The sequence below is a fragment of the Helicobacter cetorum MIT 99-5656 genome, assembly GCF_000259275.1.
Classification (GTDB): domain Bacteria; phylum Campylobacterota; class Campylobacteria; order Campylobacterales; family Helicobacteraceae; genus Helicobacter; species Helicobacter cetorum.
The window spans coordinates 1,683,578-1,702,647 of the sequence record NC_017735.1; the positions used below are offsets into that span (position 1 = coordinate 1,683,578).

Annotated in this window: 18 protein-coding genes; 10 read left to right on the forward strand and 8 right to left on the reverse strand. The window is 34.6% G+C overall.

Annotated elements, in window-relative coordinates:
• Positions 1–94: 94 nt before the first annotated feature.
• Positions 95–1,417, reverse strand: a complete 1,323-nt coding sequence (locus HCD_RS07945) for an RNA-guided endonuclease InsQ/TnpB family protein (RefSeq protein WP_014658798.1) — start codon at positions 1,415–1,417, stop codon at positions 95–97.
• A gap of 36 nt (positions 1,418–1,453) precedes the next feature.
• Here HCD_RS07945 and tnpA point away from each other — a divergent pair, with 36 nt between their 5' ends.
• Positions 1,454–1,870 (forward strand): IS200/IS605 family transposase, encoded by a 417-nt coding sequence (gene tnpA / locus HCD_RS07950; protein ID WP_014658764.1) that lies wholly within the window; start codon positions 1,454–1,456, stop codon positions 1,868–1,870.
• A 63-nt stretch (positions 1,871–1,933) separates the two neighbouring features.
• Here the strand turns inward: tnpA and HCD_RS07955 are convergent, their stop codons facing one another.
• The 5 genes from HCD_RS07955 to HCD_RS07975 all read right to left on the reverse strand — a co-directional run bounded on the left by HCD_RS07955 (position 1,934) and on the right by HCD_RS07975 (position 7,616).
• Positions 1,934–4,363, reverse strand: a complete 2,430-nt coding sequence (locus tag HCD_RS07955; RefSeq protein ID WP_014660045.1) for a VirB4 family type IV secretion/conjugal transfer ATPase — start codon at positions 4,361–4,363, stop codon at positions 1,934–1,936.
• A gap of 8 nt (positions 4,364–4,371) precedes the next feature.
• Positions 4,372–4,560, reverse strand: a complete 189-nt coding sequence (locus HCD_RS07960; RefSeq protein ID WP_227624864.1) for a virB3 type IV secretion protein — start codon at positions 4,558–4,560, stop codon at positions 4,372–4,374.
• Positions 4,561–4,633: 73 nt separating this feature from the next.
• Positions 4,634–4,939 (reverse strand): TrbC/VirB2 family protein, encoded by a 306-nt coding sequence (locus tag HCD_RS07965; RefSeq protein WP_014660047.1) that lies wholly within the window; start codon positions 4,937–4,939, stop codon positions 4,634–4,636.
• Complete coding sequence (locus tag HCD_RS07970) at positions 4,929–6,842, reverse strand: hypothetical protein (RefSeq protein WP_014660048.1); 1,914 nt, start codon at positions 6,840–6,842, stop codon at positions 4,929–4,931. Before HCD_RS07970 ends, HCD_RS07965 begins: the two co-directional genes overlap by 11 nt.
• A gap of 9 nt (positions 6,843–6,851) precedes the next feature.
• Entirely contained in the window at positions 6,852–7,616 is a 765-nt protein-coding gene (locus HCD_RS07975; protein ID WP_014660049.1) for a hypothetical protein, read from the reverse strand.
• A gap of 91 nt (positions 7,617–7,707) precedes the next feature.
• Between HCD_RS07975 and HCD_RS07980 the strand changes: the two genes are divergently transcribed.
• Together HCD_RS07980 and HCD_RS07985 are read left to right on the forward strand one after the other, a co-directional pair.
• Positions 7,708–8,016: a hypothetical protein gene (locus tag HCD_RS07980; RefSeq protein WP_014660050.1), complete on the forward strand. Its 309-nt coding sequence runs from the start codon at positions 7,708–7,710 to the stop codon at positions 8,014–8,016.
• 291 nt (positions 8,017–8,307) lie between these two features.
• Complete coding sequence (locus HCD_RS07985) at positions 8,308–9,360, forward strand: NAD(P)-dependent alcohol dehydrogenase (RefSeq protein WP_014660051.1); 1,053 nt, start codon at positions 8,308–8,310, stop codon at positions 9,358–9,360.
• Between the two features lie 24 nt (positions 9,361–9,384).
• Here HCD_RS07985 and HCD_RS07990 read toward each other — a convergent pair whose 3' ends face one another.
• Entirely contained in the window at positions 9,385–10,587 is a 1,203-nt protein-coding gene (locus HCD_RS07990) for a glycosyltransferase (RefSeq protein WP_014660052.1), read from the reverse strand.
• Between the two features lie 182 nt (positions 10,588–10,769).
• Between HCD_RS07990 and HCD_RS07995 the strand changes: the two genes are divergently transcribed.
• On the forward strand, positions 10,770–12,077 hold the full coding sequence (locus HCD_RS07995) for a hypothetical protein (protein WP_014660053.1): 1,308 nt from the start codon (positions 10,770–10,772) through the stop codon (positions 12,075–12,077).
• A 16-nt stretch (positions 12,078–12,093) separates the two neighbouring features.
• Here the strand turns inward: HCD_RS07995 and HCD_RS08000 are convergent, their stop codons facing one another.
• Positions 12,094–12,759, reverse strand: coding sequence for an outer membrane protein (locus HCD_RS08000; RefSeq protein ID WP_014660054.1), 666 nt, complete (start codon positions 12,757–12,759; stop codon positions 12,094–12,096).
• A 302-nt stretch (positions 12,760–13,061) separates the two neighbouring features.
• On the opposite strand from HCD_RS08000, the gene HCD_RS08005 reads away from it, so the two are divergent.
• From HCD_RS08005 to HCD_RS08805, 6 genes are all read left to right on the forward strand, one after another.
• Positions 13,062–13,622 (forward strand): pyruvate flavodoxin oxidoreductase subunit gamma, encoded by a 561-nt coding sequence (locus HCD_RS08005; protein ID WP_014660055.1) that lies wholly within the window; start codon positions 13,062–13,064, stop codon positions 13,620–13,622.
• Between the two features lie 9 nt (positions 13,623–13,631).
• On the forward strand, positions 13,632–14,024 hold the full coding sequence (locus HCD_RS08010) for a 4Fe-4S dicluster-binding protein (RefSeq protein ID WP_014660056.1): 393 nt from the start codon (positions 13,632–13,634) through the stop codon (positions 14,022–14,024).
• A 10-nt stretch (positions 14,025–14,034) separates the two neighbouring features.
• Positions 14,035–15,258, forward strand: coding sequence for a 2-oxoacid:ferredoxin oxidoreductase subunit alpha (locus HCD_RS08015; RefSeq protein WP_014660057.1), 1,224 nt, complete (start codon positions 14,035–14,037; stop codon positions 15,256–15,258).
• A gap of 12 nt (positions 15,259–15,270) precedes the next feature.
• Complete coding sequence (locus HCD_RS08020; RefSeq protein WP_014660058.1) at positions 15,271–16,215, forward strand: thiamine pyrophosphate-dependent enzyme; 945 nt, start codon at positions 15,271–15,273, stop codon at positions 16,213–16,215.
• 123 nt (positions 16,216–16,338) lie between these two features.
• The gene (purB, locus tag HCD_RS08025) at positions 16,339–17,661 is read left to right on the forward strand and encodes an adenylosuccinate lyase (RefSeq protein ID WP_014660059.1); all 1,323 of its coding nucleotides are present in this window, start codon (positions 16,339–16,341) and stop codon (positions 17,659–17,661) included.
• A 224-nt stretch (positions 17,662–17,885) separates the two neighbouring features.
• Positions 17,886–19,061: an outer membrane beta-barrel protein gene (locus tag HCD_RS08805; protein WP_227624865.1), complete on the forward strand. Its 1,176-nt coding sequence runs from the start codon at positions 17,886–17,888 to the stop codon at positions 19,059–19,061.
• The last annotated feature ends 9 nt before the right edge of the window (positions 19,062–19,070 follow it).

Genomic DNA, 19,070 nt, shown 5'->3' on the forward strand with positions numbered 1-19,070 from the left:
ATGATAGGAGTTGTCTGTTGTGGTTATTGCTATCTAAGGTGAAACACCCCTCGCTAAAGCGAGGAGCTTCCTAACTAAAGCACCCTACTGAATGCTAATACGAAAGGCTTTGCTCTTTAAAGTCTGCAAGGCTATTTCCTAACCCAAGAAGACTTAACCCTTTGCTTAAAATATTACTTGCGGCGTTTATATCTCTATGCTCTATATATCCGCAATTTTGACACAGATATTCTCTATGATTTAATTTAAGCTCGTGGTTGATTTGCCCACAACTATGACAAGTTTTACTCGTATATTGTGGGGGAGCTTTCACTAACAATTTGCCATTATGCTGTTGTTTGTAGTCTAAAAAAGAGATGATTTGATAGAATGAAGTATTTAGTATAGACTTATTAAGCCCACTCTTTTGTTTAACATTTTTGAGTTTGGCTCTTTTGGTCATGTTCTTAATTTGTAAGTCTTCAACTACTATCAATTCAAATTGCTTTGAAAGTTCGCTTGTGATTTTATGGTATCTGTCTAGTTTTTGATAGCTTGATTTATCAAAGGCTTTGTTTAATTTTTTTTGAGTTTTGTAAAAATTACCTCCTAGTTTGATTTTATTTTGTTTAGATTTTAAAACCCTACGGCTTTGTTTTCTTTGTAGTCTTTTAAATTCTTTAGAGTATTTTTTAAAAGAATGTAGTTTAGAATAAGTAGGAATAAGTCGTTTTAGATTGATATTTTCATCTACTTTTAAACCTAGTTCTTTCATGTCTTTTTGGTATTGTTCTAGGTCGGTTAGTTTTTCATATTCTTTTAAATCAACGCTTAAAGCTATATCATAGATATTTAAGTCCACACCGACACAATTTCTAGGCTCTTTAATAGTGTTAAGCTCTTTTTCGTATTCTATGCTAAAACTAACAAAATATTTTTGATGAGAGCAAGAGACTACGATTTGTTTAATCTTAGCATTAAGGGGTAAGTCTCTATGCATACGCATTTTTAAGGGCATTTTCATTAAGTTAAACATCTTAAAGCGTTCGTTAAAGTCTTTGATAGAAAAGCCTTGATTATTCCAAGTAAAACTTTGTTTAGCAAATTTAGAGTTTTTAAATTTAGGAAAGCCCCTATTTTTGACTTTAAAGGCATCTCTTAAGGCTCTTTCTGCATTCATGCGTGATTGTTGAGCGACTACACTACTAAAACTTAAATTCCTAGCTTTTAAATGGTGCTTAATCGCACTATCTAATTCGCTTGATTTTTGCCATTTTCTTTGTTTAGTGGGTAAATCTTTGTTTTTTTCGTATTGCTCTTGTTGTAGATTTAAGCAAATGTTATAGGCTTGGTTATAGACAAAAAAAGAGTGTTGTAATTTGGTCTGTTGCTCTTTGGTAGGATACAAACGAAATTTAAAGCCCTTATTTACTTTCATAGAAAGATTTTAGCATAATTTAGTTAAACTTGGTCTATGAAACAAATTGATAATATTAGACATGGCAGACATTGTGTTTTTTTAATGCATGTGCATTTAGTATTTGTAACTAAATATAGGCGTAAAGCATTCAACAAAGAAGTTATAGACTTTTTAGGTTCTGTATTTGCTAAGGTATGCAAAGACTTTGAAAGCGAGTTAGTAGAATTTGATGGGGAAAGCGACCATGTGCATTTACTTATCAATTATCCACCAAAAGTTAGTGTTAGTAGGTTAGTTAATTCTTTAAAGGGTGTTAGTAGTCGTTTGGTTAGACAACAAAATTTTAAAAATGTTAAAGCTACTTTGTGGGGCAATCATTTATGGTCGCCTAGTTATTTTGCTGGAAGCTGTGGGGGTGCTCCTTTAGAAATCATTAAGCAATATATCCAAGAGCAAGAAACACCACATTAGATTTGCTAACCTTTTGTTTTTAGGTTAAATGACACTAAAAAATAGCCTAACGGCTATTGACGCTTACATCTCCGCCCTAAAGGACGGAGTTTTTCGCTTTGTTGGGATAAATAGTTTTTCTTTTAACTCATCTTTTAAATCCACGCTCACAAAGGCTGAGCTTTGGGTTACAATATTTTTAATTAGCACCATTCTAGACCTTAAATCCGTATTGTGTAAAAAATTGATTTCGCTATCGCTTAATTCAATTCCACAACGCTTTAATTCTTCGGTTTGTCTTGTAGGATAAATAATTACCTGTGAGAGATTTCCCACCAAATTCTTTGCCCTATCTTCACCTAAATCCAAAAGTTGACTGGGCAATTGAAAAGCTAGACAGAGCGTGCCATTGATTTTTCTAGCCTGAGCGAGTGCGTTAGCGATATTTTGAAACATCACATCAAATCTTAAATAATCTTTTGTTTCATCAACGAATAGAAAAAAGCCTTTATTTTCATCTTTAGCATTCACAAATAATTTGTGAAATAAATACAGAGCGATTAAGCTCATCAACTTATTATCGTTTGAAAATGCGTCCATATTGATTACACTTAAAGGGCTTTTAGTAAAATCTAAACAATCTTCAAATTTACAGAAGTAAGGCTTCTTACCTTCTTTTTCTAAAGTTTCTTTAAAGCCCTGTTCGCTATGTTCCATAGATTTAGCGATTTGACATAAATTAATCGCATTAGGTTGATTGCCGAGCTTGTCAAAAATACTATCAATAGAATGTTGAATGGTATTGCTTGCTAAATTGTCTGCTTGATTATTGCTGTCAATATTAAGCATAAACTTAATCCAACTGGCTATAAATTGTCTGTTTTCTGGTGTGTCTCTTAAACTACAAGGATTGATGAAAAATCCATTACCTTCCATATCCGCTTGATTGTATTGACCATTGAAAAAATCTGTCATAATCTCTAAGCCATTAAGTCTGTCTAAGGCTACAACACTAATATCATATTTAGCTAAGATATTTGCAATGAAAAAACTTACTAGCGTAGTCTTTCCAGCCCATGTGCCGCCAATTATCATTGTATGCCCCACAATATTGTCGTTTTTATCTCTGCCTTGCGTGGCTTGAAAATTAAAAAAATGAGCTGACCCATTTTGATTTTTAAATACGCTTATGGCATCATCTCCCCAAGTATTACCTTTAAACCCCGTATGGTTGCTTTCAAAAATAACAAGAGTAGCTATATTTTGACTAGATTGTCTACGAATGCGAGAATTTAAAATAATGCGTTCAGGAAAAAACGAAAAATATATGGGTCTTAAGTTGATACTTTCTTGCACACTCACAAAACCAGCATTTTTAAAAATGTTATAGATAGCAATACTCTTAGTATCCAATTCTTTTTTGCTCTTAGCTTGCACCATAACACCCAAGCTTATGTCTTGCATTTGCACTCTATCAGTGTGAACTAAGTTATACAACTCTTCAATACCAGATTTGCTAATATCATTAGCTCTCTTCAGTCTCTCTTTGATAAAAGTTTTAGCTTTTTCTTTATCCAAAGTATTAACGCTTAATAAGACATCTAATTCAATTTGCTCATGCAAGATTTTTGAAACAGCAAAGCTAGTAATTACATCAGTGTCGTATGCCTTAATAGCAATAAAACGCTTAAATAAAATTTGATTGTTGCATTCGTGTGTAAAATAATCTTTTTCAAAAGATAACCTAGAGAACAAATAGCCATCGGTCAAGCAACCTTTATCATACTTGAAATCTCTATGCCACCCATTACAATATTCGGCATATAGGTTCATTATGGAGTTACCACTCATAACGCTAGGTTTATAATCTTGTAAAATATCCTTTAATTTGTTTAAAATATTATTAAGCAAGGTTGCTTTTTGCTCAAACAATTCATCTCTTTTCTTGTATGTTATGGTGGCATTTTTTAAGCTGGGTTTTTGTTTTTCATTTCCATTATTATCTTGTGTGTTTTCAACATTTTTTAAACCCTTATCCACACTATCGTATTTGTTAGTTGTTGTTTTTTCTTTTAAACGCTCTAGCATACGCACAACGCTATCATTTTTTGTTTCAATCAAAAGATAATAATCTGTTTTCCATATCTCTTTATTATTTTCAAAAGTATCCACTATAATGGAAGCGTATTTATTTTTGCTTTTTTTGGGGTCATAACAAGATTTGTAAGTTCCAACTCTACGCTTGACAACTATCCTAAGAACAACACCATCTACAATCTCGTTTAAACCTTGTGTCCTGTATTCAAACATTCTAGTTATATCATCTGAACTCAAACTAGAAAAACTTACCCCTTCCAATTTAATTCCCCCAATCAAATTTCCTTTGTGAGTGCAAACAAAATGTTCCAAATATAGACCATTGATATTATTTTCCAAAGCTAAAGAATAAATATTTGGAACAGAAAATTTAAATGCTTTGAAAATTGTTCGTTTTAGCCATTCAAAACTTAACATTTCTATTCCTATGGATAATAATCTTTAGTATCATTTTTAAGGGTTAAATTTGCTAAGACAATGTTTGTAATATCTTCATCAAAAAATTCCAAGACATAAAACATTATTACTAACGCTAGAAATACAACCACACCATAAAATAAAGACCATACAAGCAAAGAAGATGAACTCAAAAAGCAAATTATCCAGCTATTCATATTGAGCCTTAAAAATTTCTCTTTCTTGGATATTTCTCTAATATTAGATGTTTCTATATAGTCTAAAAGCATTTTAAGAGCCAAAGAAAAAGTTTGAAATGCTTCTAGCATTTATAATGGCAATAATAGCTAGAACAACCCCTAGAACTTTCCATACAATTTCACCCAATCTGTCTAAGTTTTTAAGAACATAAAAACCTATACAAATCACGATGATTGTTCCGATAACTTTCATAAAATCAGAGCTAACAAAATCTATTATCTTATTAAGAGTGTTTTTCCATTGCTGATTACTACCGCCCCCATTCGCTAAGAGCCAATTTGGTATTGTCAGCAATACAAATACCAAAGCCTTTTCTTTTAAACCTTTATATTTCATAATCCATTCCTTGACACAAATTTTTATTATTAGTTTTACTTTCCTGTAAAACATCTGGTTCTTGTTTCAATAAAGACAGGCATTCATTTTTGATATTTTCTAAATGTTCTTTTTGCTTGCTATCTGCAAATTTAGAATGCCTATCTAGTCTCTTTAAAAAGATTTCTATCGCTTCATCATTCAGGTAATCATTACCGACTAAATTTGCTAGTTTTAAGTCATCATTGCAATCCTTAGTGAGTGGGGTGTAACTATTAGGAAGAGTTTCTGTATGCCTATAAACTATCTCTTCAGTGATTTCTTTGTAGGCTTGTCCGTTTTTGTCATTGTCATAGGCTAAAACAATATTTAAAGACAAGTCAGGTTTATCTACAGGTAAGGGCGGTGTGGTTTGGATTTGATTATCTTGCGTAAATAAATTACTCATTGCTTGTTGCTTTAAATAGGTCAAATCCATAATCCGACCTTTTAAAATAATAGGTTCTACATTGTTAGGGCTTTTATAATACGCCCTTGACTTATCCACAGAAACCTTTTTATCTATGTAATCATAAATGCCTAAAGCCTTAGCACAAAGATTGTTAAAAGTGCTGAAATCATCGCTATGGTTAAAATCTTGCCCTACAGCTTGTTGTGTGGGAATAAGTATCCGAAATCTTTCAGCAACATGTCCGTGTTTCTCTTTATTGTGGTTTCTTGATGGAATAATGAGTGTTTCTATGCCGTGTTTTTTAAAAAGATTTTTAGTCTCTTCTAGGCTAATGTTAGGCTTGTCTTTATCATTGTCTATATCAAAAATAAGCAAGTTAGAAAAACCTTTGGTGTTATGGGTATTTCTATAATTGTTCTTGTAAATCGCACTTGAATAATGGTAGTTTGTAATCACTTTGACTAATTCATCTAAACTTTTCACACTTTCGCTAACCCAGTCTTTAACTGGCATAAAATCTGTGTTACTAGGATATTTAGCCCTTGAAAAACTAATGACTAAGTTGTCTCTAGTGATATTTGGCTTGTTCTCAAGCTTAGTTTTAGTGCCTTTATACAATTCAAAGCTTTGAGCCTTTTTAAGGTAATTGACATATTCTTTGCTCTTAGATTGCTCAATATCGCTCAATAATTTTTCTAAAAAGGCATCTAACTTCTCAGCGTTAAATTGTCCGTTACAACTTAGTAAGATAGTCTCATGGCTATTAAGCTTTCTTAATTGCAAATAGCTCATGCTATCAATAATGCTTTCACTTAAAACGATATTCTTAACAAGCTTTAAATCTTTAGTGGCAAGCATTTCTATACCCTTTTCCCCCTTATTCAAAGCCTTGAGTGGTTTATCCAATGGCTGGTTATTTAAGGTAGTCATAGGAGTTTCTAAGTGTCTAGTGTAGGAAATGTTTTTGTTAGAATGGCTACTTTTAAAATACAAGAAGTTAGGCACGCACATATTATTGTGTTTGTCTCTTTTTAAAGAGTGGTTGTAGGCTAAAAAGAGATTACCATTGAGCTTTCTTCTTTCTAACATTTTAGAGCTAGTCAAACCATAAAGTTCAAAATTATTGAATTTGATTACAATTTCTTGCTGTGCTTTAGTCTTAGCTACTTCTTCATCAGCGAGCCTAGAAACATTTTCTTTTATAGTGCTATCGCTTATGCTTAAGCCTTGCGTAAAATGCATCAAATCCAAATTTCTATTTTTACAAAAACTAATAATGTTTCCACTATCAGCTTTGTTGTCGCAATTCATATAAAACCATTGAGAATTAGCATTTTGTCTCACAAGAAGCTTTTCATTACCGCTATTATAGACCTTCCAAATCTTAGTGCTTTTTTGTGTATTAAAGATATAGCCATTTTTTTCTAAAAGGCTATCTAGGGGTAAATACAAAGCATTCTTCACATAAGCCATAGTCCAACCTTACGCACACATACGAAAATCTTTGTTTTTGAACACTAACTTATTAAAAGCTCTTTGTAGGTTTTTTAAAACAATAGCCTTTTGATAGGGGCATTTGTTACTAGGGATTGCCTTTTTACTTAAGGCTTTATAATTGAGAGTGAAGCTTGTTTGAGTATCATTTAAAGGGCTAAAGCTAAACAACAAGTCATTGTATTGCCTAAATTTACTAAAGGCAATCTCTTTGAGTTCGCAAATTTGGTTATTAACTTTATACTGCACGCTTTTTAGCCTTTGTGCGTTCTTTTGTAAAAAGTTAATCATTTTCAAAAAAAAAGGCGATGGAATGTTTGACTTACCGAAATTGCTCCCCTGAAACTCCTTGTTCTTTGTGAAGTCTTTTAAATAGATATACACATATCCTGGCTTATTTCTAATCGCTTCAATAAGCCCTTGAGCTTCTAAATCGTTAATAGCGTTTCTCAAAGACCTATCTACGCATTGATGCACCTGTGTGTAGTAATGTCTGCTTAATGCGATTTTATTACTTTTTGAGCTTAATGCAATCTCACAAAGCTCTCTATAAAGCCTTCTAGACCCAACCCCACCAAAGAGAGTGCTATAAAACCTATCATGCACCGCTTTTTTAAAGATTTCTACATCAATATCTTCTTTGTCTTTAAAATAAAAGTTTTTTGTCTTTTTGGCAAATTTAACATTGTCTAAAAACATCTCTTGGCACTCTTTTGGGTTCAAGTGCAGTTTAGGGATTTTAAAAAACTTCATTATGCTTCCTTTAAAAGAAGCTTAGATAAAACCTTTATAGATAAAATCTTTAGAAAAAATTACATTCTCTAAAGAATGTGATTTAAAGAAAATGCCTGATATTTTTATTTCTTTTGAAAGAGAGAATTTGATTTATGTTATAGAATTGAAACGACCGAGTGTTAAAATTAATCGGCAGATTATGGATGAAGTGGAAGATAAATATGTTAGAGCCTTAACTGAAATCAACGGTCGTTTAGAAAAAGATAAACAGAAAAAGATTAGTGCTTTAGTAATTTCTAGCGAGAAGACACAAGATGTTGTTTCGCGTGGTGATTTAGGTGAGTATGGCTTAAGATTGTGCCACGAACTTGGCAAAGCTGTATTGATGAAACAAGAAAAAGATACAGACAAAAGATAAAAGATTTAGACCATAAATTAAAACAGAGCAAGTGGAAAGATACCGATGATTTTATAGAGTCATACAATCAAAAATAAAAAAGCTATCCCTTTTATGCAAGCTTTGTATTTGTTTGGTTTTGTTTTTGTAAAACATAAAAGCCCAATATAGCTTAACGGTCTTTGTGGTTGGTTGATAGTAGAATATCGTTTAACAATGCCAATTATTTTGTAGGTAAATTTAGAGAGCTAAAAATACAAGCAAACAATGAAAACGATATAATAAAATATCTTAATAGAATAAGGAGTTCCTATGAGAATCCAATCCAAAGGCTTTGCCATTTTTTCCAAAGACGGGCATTTCAAACCCTACGATTTTAGCCGTCATGCTGTGGGGACTAAAGATGTGTTAATTGATATTCATTATGCAGGGATTTGTCATAGTGATATTCATAGTGCCTATAGTGAATGGAGGGAAGGTATTTATCCTATGGTGCCTGGACATGAGATTGCTGGAGTGATTAAAGAAGTGGGCAAGGAAGTTAAGAAATTTAAAGTAGGCGATGTGGTGGGTGTGGGCTGTTTTGTCAATTCATGCAAAACTTGTAAGCCCTGTAAAGAGCATCAAGAGCAATTTTGTGCGAACCACCAAACGGTGTTTACTTATGACTGCTTGGATTATTTCCATGATAATGAACCCCATATGGGCGGATATTCTAACAATATTGTTGTAGATGAAAATTATGTTATTAGTGTAGATAAAAACGCCCCCTTAGAAAAAGTAGCCCCCTTGCTATGTGCGGGCATTACGACTTATTCGCCCTTAAAATTTTCTAAAGTTACTCAAGGCACAAAGGTTGGCGTAGCTGGATTTGGCGGTCTTGGAATGATGGCGTTAAAATACGCTGTGGCTTTGAAAGCTGAAGTAAGCGTTTTTGCAAGAAATGAAAGTAAAAAGCAAGATGCCTTAAATATGGGAGCTAAACATTTTTATAGCAATCCTAAGGAATGCAAGGAAGAGCTAGATTTTATTATTTCAACCATTCCTACTAGCTACAATTTAAAAGACTATCTCAATCTCTTAACTTATAATGGCGAATTAGCCCTTGTAGGACTTCCTCCTAGAGAAGTTGCCCCTACGCTCAATGTCTTTGATTTCATTAATTTGGGTAATCGCAAGGTTTATGGCTCACTGATTGGGGGCATTAAAGAAACTCAAGAGATGATGGATTTTTCCATTAAGCACAATATCTATCCTGAAATAGAATTGATTTTAGGTAAGGATATTGACACCGCTTATCATAACCTAACGCACAGCAAGGCAAAATTCCGCTATGTGATTGATATGAAAAAATCGTTTGATTAAGGGTTTTGACCCCCCCCCCTTGCTCTAGTTCTTTTTTAAGAGCTTGAGTTTGATTAAGATGCTTTTTGCTAATGCGTGGAGTTTTAAGAGTTTAAGAGTTTTGCTAATTATGCGTATAGCCAACATTTTAGGTTTAAAATAGAATAAATGTCTGAGTTTGTTTAAGATTCGCCTACTTAAAATATAGATTAAATAAGAGATTTTTAAGTGTACTTTTCTCTCTACAAAAAGACAAGTGCAGTAGCTTTTGAAAAACAAGTATGGGGTTTCCCAAGCGATTTTAAAAGAAGAATTGGTCTGAGAAAAATAGTATTGCTGAAACATTTTGTTAGCATAAAAACTTTCATTTTCATGTAATTTTTTAGTGTAATCGCTCATAAAAGGGGTTTTAGCCAAAGCATTCAGCCACAAATCTGCCTTAAGTCCAAAAGGATAGTCCCAAGGTTTTACGGCTTGCCACCAAGCATCATAATGGATGATTATGGGACTCTTTAGTGCCCCTAAAACCGTTTTTTTATACCTCTTATTTAAGTATGCCTTGCTGAAATCTTTGATTTTATAAAAATGGGGAAAAACACAATATTCAATCCCTAAAGCTTTCATATTAGGCCAACACCATTTTGTAAAATCTAATTCCTCTTTAGTCTTATTTTCCCCTAAAAGCTTATGTATTTTTAAAGCAAAATTGTTTTTACGCTGATGGTTGAGATTGCAGAACAAAAACCCTTCCATCATGTGGTGTTTGGTTACTTCTAGAACCCCATAAAAATAATTTGTATCATTTTCTTTGATTTTCAAAAAATCATCACTAAATTCGTTGCAAAAAATAACATCTACATCGCTCCACACCATTTTAGAATACTCAGGAAATAAATCAGCTAAAAAATACTTCACTAGCACCATTTTAGAAAAACGCTTGGTAAAAGTCTCATCAAAAGGATTTTTAATGGTGTCTAAAAAAGGTTCAATGTCTTTCACTTCTAAAGTAGCAAATTCTTTAAAAGGTTCTGCAACCTGGTGGAGTTTTGCCAAATCTTCTTCATTCAAGCCTACTACTAAGGCATGCAAGGTGTAATGCACATCTTTGTTTGCCTTGGCTATACATTCCAACAAAGACTGGATACACGCACCAGCTGGAATGAGATAATTCCTATCAAAAGCAAAAGCGATAGGAATAGGAGAGATAGAATCTTGTTCTTCGGAGCAATGACTTAAATTTGAATCCATAGAAATACAAACACCCTTTTTTTAGTTGCTATTTTATCAAAAAAAAAAAAACAAACTTGAAATTGTTCTGTTTCTCATCTTTATGTTGTTTTTATAAAAATTAACCTAAAATTTATCATCTGCATTTTATCTTTGAATGCTACAATTTTTAAGGAATGTTTATGAAAAGAGCTGTGCCTAATTTGATTTTCTTAAAAAAAACTTTCTGTGTTTTGTTATTCCTAGGTTTTTTAGTATCGCCCTTTGTGAAAGCGGCTAGCTTTGTCTATGATTTGAAGTTTTTTAGTTTTAATTACAATTTAGTCGCTCCGCCCAATAACCCTTATTGGAACAATTTAACCAATATGAAAACCCGCCTTATGCCCCAAATTGGCATTCAGCTAGATAAAAAACAAGCGGTAATGTTTGGAGCGTGGTTTATTCAAAATTTACACACGCACTATAGCTATTTCCCTTATTCATGGGGAGTTACGATGTATTATCAATATATAGGGAAAAATTTCAGAACCTTCGTAGGAATTGTGCCACGAAGTTATCAAATAGGGCATTATCCTTTGAGTGCTTTTAAAAAGCTTTTTTGGTTTTTAGACCCTACTTTAAGGGGGGCAATGTTTCAATACAAACCTGCTTATGACTCAAATCGCTGGTGGAATGGGTGGGCTGAAGGCATTATTGATTGGTATGGGGGGCGTAATTGGAATAACCAGCCTAAAAAGAAGAATTACGATTTTAACCAATTCTTATATTTTGCTTCTTCGGAGTTTCAGTTTCTCAAAGGGTATTTAGGTGTTGGGGGACAGCTTGTAGTTTTTCACAATGCTAGTCATTACAGCATGGGAAACCACTACCCCTATGATGGGCATTCGTATCTAATCCCAGGCGATACAACACCCCAATGGCCTAATGGCTATCCCTATTTTAGTCAAAAAGATAATCCACAAGGCGGAGAAATAGGCAAATATTCTAACCCCACCATTTTAGATAGGATTTATTATAATGCTTACATTAAAGCGGATTTTAAAAATCTTATGCCTTATATGGATAATATCTTTATGACCTTTGGCACCCAGTCGTCTCAAACTCGCTATTGTGTGCGTTATGCTAGTGAATGTAAAAGCGCTCAATTTTACAATAGTTTTGGTGGGGAATTTCACATCCAAGCACAATATAAAGGCTTTGGAATTTATAATAAATATTATTTTTCTAACAAACCCCAAATGCATTTTTATGCGACTTATGGCCAAACTCTCTATACAGGATTGCCATGGTATAGAGCCCCTAATTTTGATAGGATAGCTCTCTATTATATCTATAAAAATAAATGGGTGAATGTGCGAGCGGACGCATTTTTTAACTTTGTGGGTGGGGGCGATGGTTATCATTTATATGGCACAGGAGGTAAGTGGTATGTTATGTATCAGCAATTTGTAACCCTATCACTTGACACACGAGAGCTAATTGATTTTGTGAAATCTAAAATCCCTAATTGAATATGATTATCTATAATTAAAAATTATAGATATAGTTTACATATGCTACCGGTAAGCGATGCCATAAGGTTGTAGCACTCAAGCCATTGATGGTTTGGTTTTTTACATCAGGAATGGTAGGAAATTTTAATCCAAGGGCAATTTCATTATGCAAAGACCCAAAACGCATGCCCACATTCACAAGCAATTGAAAAAGCGAATTTTGTTTTCCTAAATCCTTGGCGATAACTCCATTTAAAGCGTTTCCAGGCATGTAGGTTGCCCCAGCAATTCCTAGTCCAAACTCCAGTCCAAAAAATCTCTTTGGCGAATTGACAGCGTCCCATAAAGCACTAAACTCCAAACCATAAGTAGAAATGTAGGACTTGTAAGATGAAAAAGTTTGGTCATAAAACACCCCATAACGCAAGCCCACATGCTCTAAATTTTGCCTTTGGGCTACAAATTTTCCCCCTAATACCACACCGACCCCATTGCCCACCATATAATGTGTGGTAGAAACAAATTTGTTACTAAAAGTCGCATTAATCGCACTGAGTTGGTATCCAACCCCTAAATAAAACGCATTTCTATCGGCTAATTTAGGTTTTTTTGAATTTTCATTAAGCTCTGTGGCTTGTGCTAATGCTAACGATAATGCTGAAGCGACAAAGGCTTTATTGATTGTTTTAAAAATCTTCATAATGTATTCCTTTCTCTTATCTGCCTAGCTTATGCTTTTAAATCACAATTTTAATAATAACAAAGTTTAAATCAAACGATAATGATTTTTGGCATAAACAAACAATTTTTTAACTAATTACTCATTCTAGTGTTCCTTCAAGCCTTTTAGGGATACACCCCATTTTTTATAAAAATTCTTAAAAAGATACTATTATAAGACAAATTAATTATTTTTTTTGTATAATCTAAGGGTTACAAAATTTATGTTTATAGGAAAGCAAATTTTCTATTTTAACCACGATATAAGGAGACTTAAGTATTATGCTTCAAATTAGATGGCATGCACGAGCTGGTCAAGGTGCAATCACAGGTGCTAAAGGACTAGCTGATGTAATTTCAAAAACAGGCAAGGAAGTGCAAGCATTCGCTTCTTATGGTTCAGCTAAAAGGGGAGCAGCGATGATGGCGTATAATCGCATTGATGATGAGCCTATCTTAAATCATGAACGCTTCATGCAACCTGATTATGTTTTGGTGATCGACCCGGGATTAGTGTTTATTGAAGATATTTTTGCTGATGAAAAAGAAGACACCACTTACATTATTACGAGTTATTTGAGCAAAGAAGAATTATTTGAAAAAAAACCTGAATTAAAAACCCGCAAGGTGTTTATGCTAGATTGTTTAAAAATTTCTATGGAGACTTTGAAGCGTCCTATTCCTAACACGCCTATGCTAGGGGCGTTGATGAAAGTGTCTAACATGCTTGAAATTGAAGCGTTTAAGGAAGCGTTTCAAAAGGTTTTGGGTAAGAAATTGGCTAAAGAAGTCATTGATGCGAATATGCTCGCCATTCAAAGAGCCTATGAAGAAGTTCAATAAGGAGGATTCATGAAAAATTGGAATGAATTTGAAATGGGAGCGGTGCTTTTCCCTTTTGAAAGTAATGCACAAAGCGAAGTAGAAAAACATAATGATGAACGCAACTACACTAAAGAGAGCTATTTCACCACTTCAGTAGCTCATTGGCGTGTAGCAAAACCGGTGCATAACAACAACATCTGTATTAATTGTTTCAATTGCTGGGTTTATTGTCCTGATGCAGCCATTCTTTCAAGAGAAGGCAAGCTAAAGGGTGTGGATTATTCTCATTGTAAGGGCTGTGGAGTGTGTGTGAGTGTTTGTCCTACTAATCCCAAATCGCTATGGATGTTTGAAGAGCAAGTTGAGCCTGCTATGGCACTCACTCAATGGCCAGCAAAACAAGAAAAGAAAAAATCATAAGGAAAGTTGAATGGCAAAGAATATTGAATTACAGGAAGTAGAAGTTTGGGATGGTTGCACGGCGAGTTCTCAAGTTTTAAGACAGGTTCAAGTTGATGTGGTCGCAGCTTATCCCATTACCCCATCAAGTCCTATTGTGCAAAGTTATGGAATTTTTAAAGATAATGGCTATGTTGATGGTGAATTTGTTTTAGTAGAGTCAGAGCATGCTGCTATGAGTGCATGTGTGGGTGCAGCAGCAGCAGGCGGAAGAGTAAGCACAGCGACTAGTTCTCAGGGCTTTGCACTTATGGTAGAAGTTTTGTATCAAGCATCTGGAATGCGTTTGCCTATCGTGTTGAACCTAGCTAATCGTGCTTTAGCAGCCCCTTTAAACATTCATGGCGACCACTCTGATATGTATCTGGGCAGAGATGCAGGTTGGATAAATCTATGCACATGCAACCCCCAAGAAGTTTATGATTTTACCTTAATGGCGTTTAGAATCGCTGAACATGAAAGAGTTCGTGTGCCTACGATTGTCAATCAAGATGGTTTCTTATGTTCACACACTGTGCAAAATGTGCGTCCTTTGAGCGATGCCATAGCTTATAAATTTGTGGGCGAATACCAAGCTAAGCACTCGCTTTTTGACTTTGATAGACCCGTAAGCTATGGTGCACAGGCCGAAGAAGAATGGCATTACGAGCATAAAGCCCAGCTCCATCATGCGATTATGAACGCTGATGGAGTGATTGAAGAAGTGTTTAATGATTTTGCAAAACTCACAGGCAGACAATACCATTTGACAGAAACTTTCCAAATGGAAGATGCTGAAGTAGCTATCTTTGCGATTGGCACTACTTATGAATCCGCTATCGTAGCCGCTAAAGAAATGCGTAAAAAAGGCGTTAAGGCCGGTGTTGCTACCATTCGTTCTTTACGACCCTTCCCTTATAAAAGACTAGGTCAAGATTTAAAAAATCTCAAGGCTTTAGCCATTTTAGACAAGAGCTCTCCTGCAGGTGCTATGGGTGCGATGTTTAATGAAGTAACTTCAGCGGTGTATCAAGCTGAAGGTTCTAAGCATCCTGTTGTGTCTAACTATATCTATGGTTTAGGCGAAAGAGATATGACTATTGCGCATTTATGCGAAATTTTTGAAGAGATTAATCAAGATGCTCTTAAAGGCACGCTCACTCATCCTACCCAACAATTTATAGGCTTGCGTGGTCCTAAAATGAGCTTTTTTTAAGAAGGAAATATTATGGTAAAAGAAGTAAAAACACTTAAGGGTTTTAGCCAAAGCGCTGAGAAGTTTCAGGGTTCACACCTACTTTGTCCGGGTTGTGGGCATGGTATTATTGTGCGTGAAGTTCTAAATGCCGTGGATGGGCCTATTGTTTTAGGTAACTCTACAGGTTGTTTGGAAGTATGCACCGCTGTATATCCGCACACTTCATGGGATGTGCCTTGGATTCATATTGGTTTTGAAAACGGCTCTACAGCCATTTCAGGTGTAGAAACCATGTATAAGGCTCTAGCTAATAAAGGGCGTTATAAGGGTCAAAGACCAAAATTTGTCGCCTTTGGAGGCGATGGCTCTAGTTATGATATTGGTTTTCAATTTATTAGTGGCTGTATGGAAAGAGGGCATGATATGACCTATATTTGCTTGGATAATGAAAACTACGCAAATACCGGTGGTCAAAGAAGTTCTTCCACACCATTAGGGGCTAGCACTTCTACTACGCCAGCGGGTTCGGTGAGCTTTGGTAAAAAAGAAAAGAAAAAAGACATCGTAACCATTATGGCAAGCCATGGGATTCCTTATGTGGCACAACTTTCTCCTAATAAGTGGAAAGATATGAATAAAAAGATTAAGACCGCACTAGACACTGAAGGGCCTTGCTTTATCAACGCTCTTAGTCCATGCACCACTGAGTGGAAGTTTGAATCTAATCAAACCATTGAATTAGCGGATATGGCAGTAGATAGCTTGATGTTTCCTTTATTTGAAATCTTTAATGGCAGAGAGTTGAAAATTACTTACCGCCCAAGAAACATCATCTCTGTGAGAGACTATTTGGGTGCTCAAAAGCGTTTCAAACACCTTTTCAAAAAAGAAAACGAGCACATCATTGAAGAATTACAAAAAGATGTGAATGAGCGTTGGGAGTATTTACAACGCAGAGAAGAAGCTGGAGTATAACTCTTTAAGCTAATTTTAAAGGCAAGGTGCTTTTAGCACTTTGCTTACCTTTTTTAACCACTTGACTTTTTAAACCCCTTTTAAGTAACATAAATTCCATTTTGATTTTTTTAAGGATTATTAATGCTAGAACGCTACGCAAATGAAGAAATGAAAGCCCTATGGAGTGAACAAGCCAAATTTGAAGCCTATTTAGAAGTAGAAAAGGCTGTGGTTAGAGCGTGGAATAAACTCGGGCAAATTAGCGATGTTGATTGTGAAAAAATCTGTGCGGATGCGAAGTTTGAAATAGAGCGCATTAAAGAAATTGAAAAAACCACCAAGCATGATTTAATCGCTTTCACTACTTGTGTGAGTGAAAGTTTGGGAATAGAATCACGATTTTTCCATTATGGTATCACTTCTAGTGATTGTATTGATACGGCTATGGCACTACTGATGACAAAAAGTTTAAAGCTCATTCAACAAGGCGTTGAAAATCTTTATGAAACGCTTAAGAATAAAGCCTTAGAACATAAAGACACTCTAATGATAGGCAGAAGTCATGGGATTTTTGGCGAACCCATTACTTTTGGCCTAGTCTTAGCTCTTTGGGCTGATGAAATCAAACGCCATTCTAAAGCCTTAGATTTGACTATGGAGTTTATTAGTGTGGGAGCCATTAGTGGGGCTATGGGGAATTTCGCCCACGCTCCCTTAGAATTAGAAGAGTTAACTTGTGAATTTTTAGGTTTAAAAGTAGCAAATATTAGTAACCAAGTGATTCAAAGAGACCGCTACGCTAAATTAGCGTGTGATTTAGCCCTTTTAGCGAGTAGTTGTGAAAAAATTGCTCTTAATTTACGCCATTTACAACGAAGCGAAGTCTATGAAGTGGAAGAGTATTTTTCAATGGGGCAAAAAGGAAGTTCTGCCATGCCCCATAAAAGAAACCCCGTATTAAGCGAGAATATCACAGGGCTTTGTAGGGTAATTCGCTCTTTTACTACCCCTATGCTAGAAAATGTCGCTTTGTGGCATGAAAGAGATATTAGCCATAGCTCAGTGGAGAGATTTGCTTTACCAGATATGTTTATCACAAGCGATTTTATGCTTAGTCGCCTAAGTAGCGTTATTAAAAACTTGGTTGTCTATCCAAAAAATATGCTTAAAAATTTAGCGTTAAGTGGGGGGCTAGTTTTTTCACAACGAGTATTATTAGAATTGCCTAAAAAGGGTTTGAGCAGAGAAGAAAGCTATACAATCGTGCAAGAAAATGCGATGAAAATATGGGAAATTTTACAGCAAGGCACTTCAAAAAATACGGATGAAAACTTGTTTTTAAACGCCTTATTAAATGATGAACGCTTGAAAAAATATTTGAGTGAAAGCGAGATTAGAGCGTGTTTTGATTATGGTTACTACACTAAAAATGTCAATGCGATTTTTAAAAGGGTGTTTGGATAAGGCATTTTGGATAAAACATGAACCTAAGGGTTTTGACATGTTCTTGTGTTTTTAAAAATTTTGGTTGAGCTATTATTAAAATCGCTTTTTTTATCAAAATCAAAGTTTTTTAGGTTTATAATTTTGGGTTTGTAAAATCACACTCAAAGGAAAATCGTAATGTCAATATATCATGGAGTTACCCCCCCCCCACTAAGTTAAATCAAATTCGCTCTATTCTCTCTTTGGTTCTGTTAGGTATTCAGTCTTTAGGTGCTGAAACTTACGAAGAAATGAAAGAAAGGATTAGAAAAGAAGTTAGACAAGAAATCGCTCATAAAAAAGCTGAAGAAAAGACATTGCATGACCAAATCATGCAAGAAGAATTGAAAAAAGAGATTTATAAAGAAGAGTTAGAAAAAGCAAATATAGGCAACAAGAGCAATAGTAGACAGGAAAACCAAAAAGTATCTGATGAAACGATAAACCCACAAAAACAAGAAACCTTTTTAGCACAAGAGAGACAGAAAAAATTTGAACAAACCACAAAAAGGACTTTGGATACGGATTTAAACTATCAAAACAATTCTAACAATCCACAAATTAAAAGGAATGAGTTTTTAAATTCTAAAGCTAAAACCTTTACACACATGCAAGACACAGATGCGGTCTATGCAGATAAAAGAGCTTTTTATTTGGGGCTTGGGTATCAGTTAGGACTAGTAGAAAGTAAATTAAAAACTACCAATTATGGTATTCAAATCAAAAGTCTTTTAAGCATAAGTGGAATGCTTGAGCAACAAACTGAGACCGACTATGAAATTTCTAATGGCTTTGGGGTCGTGCTGGGTTATAAATGGGTGGGGAAATCTCAAATCACTAAGTATTTTGGTTTTAGGTGGGGTCTCTTTTATGATTTAACGGCTTCTACCTATAATAGGGGAGATTATTTTTATGAAAATACCATTAACACAGAAACTAAGGAGCATATTTACAAAAAAAATGGAGATATTAAGATTTCTACCTATGGCACTTATTTAGATTTTCTTGTTAATGCCTATAATGGTGAGAAATTTTTTATAGGCTCTAGATTTGGTTTAGCGTTTGGAGGGTCTAGCTATTCAGTGGGCGATAAGAATGTTTATGAAAGCTATTTAAAACAATATGTAGGTGGCAATCTAACATATAAGACTTTTCAATTTATTGTTGATGTAGGAGTGCGTATGGGTGGTAAACATAGTTCCTTTGAATGGGGTGTGAAATTCCCCACCATTAGCAACACTTATATGCAAGCTAACATTAACGCACATGAAATCCTTAGTTTATTGCATGGCTTAAGCAATTTAAATGCTAAACTGCCCTATAGCGTAACCTTTCAAAGAAATCTTGCTCTGTATTTCAATTATATTTATAGCTTTTGATGGATTAAA

Bases quoted from the DNA above. Each gene is read 5' to 3' on its own strand.
- HCD_RS07945 (WP_014658798.1), bottom strand. From the start codon at position 1,417: ATGAAAGTAAATAAGGGCTTTAAATTTCGTTTGTATCCTACCAAAGAG.
- tnpA (WP_014658764.1), top strand. From the start codon at position 1,454: ATGAAACAAATTGATAATATTAGACATGGCAGACATTGTGTTTTTTTA.
- HCD_RS07955 (WP_014660045.1), bottom strand. From the start codon at position 4,363: ATGTTAAGTTTTGAATGGCTAAAACGAACAATTTTCAAAGCATTTAAA.
- HCD_RS07960 (WP_227624864.1), bottom strand. From the start codon at position 4,560: ATGAATAGCTGGATAATTTGCTTTTTGAGTTCATCTTCTTTGCTTGTA.
- HCD_RS07965 (WP_014660047.1), bottom strand. From the start codon at position 4,939: ATGAAATATAAAGGTTTAAAAGAAAAGGCTTTGGTATTTGTATTGCTG.
- HCD_RS07970 (WP_014660048.1), bottom strand. From the start codon at position 6,842: ATGGCTTATGTGAAGAATGCTTTGTATTTACCCCTAGATAGCCTTTTA.
- HCD_RS07975 (WP_014660049.1), bottom strand. From the start codon at position 7,616: ATGAAGTTTTTTAAAATCCCTAAACTGCACTTGAACCCAAAAGAGTGC.
- HCD_RS07980 (WP_014660050.1), top strand. From the start codon at position 7,708: ATGCCTGATATTTTTATTTCTTTTGAAAGAGAGAATTTGATTTATGTT.
- HCD_RS07985 (WP_014660051.1), top strand. From the start codon at position 8,308: ATGAGAATCCAATCCAAAGGCTTTGCCATTTTTTCCAAAGACGGGCAT.
- HCD_RS07990 (WP_014660052.1), bottom strand. From the start codon at position 10,587: ATGGATTCAAATTTAAGTCATTGCTCCGAAGAACAAGATTCTATCTCT.
- HCD_RS08000 (WP_014660054.1), bottom strand. From the start codon at position 12,759: ATGAAGATTTTTAAAACAATCAATAAAGCCTTTGTCGCTTCAGCATTA.
- HCD_RS08005 (WP_014660055.1), top strand. From the start codon at position 13,062: ATGCTTCAAATTAGATGGCATGCACGAGCTGGTCAAGGTGCAATCACA.
- HCD_RS08010 (WP_014660056.1), top strand. From the start codon at position 13,632: ATGAAAAATTGGAATGAATTTGAAATGGGAGCGGTGCTTTTCCCTTTT.
- HCD_RS08015 (WP_014660057.1), top strand. From the start codon at position 14,035: ATGGCAAAGAATATTGAATTACAGGAAGTAGAAGTTTGGGATGGTTGC.
- HCD_RS08020 (WP_014660058.1), top strand. From the start codon at position 15,271: ATGGTAAAAGAAGTAAAAACACTTAAGGGTTTTAGCCAAAGCGCTGAG.
- purB (WP_014660059.1), top strand. From the start codon at position 16,339: ATGCTAGAACGCTACGCAAATGAAGAAATGAAAGCCCTATGGAGTGAA.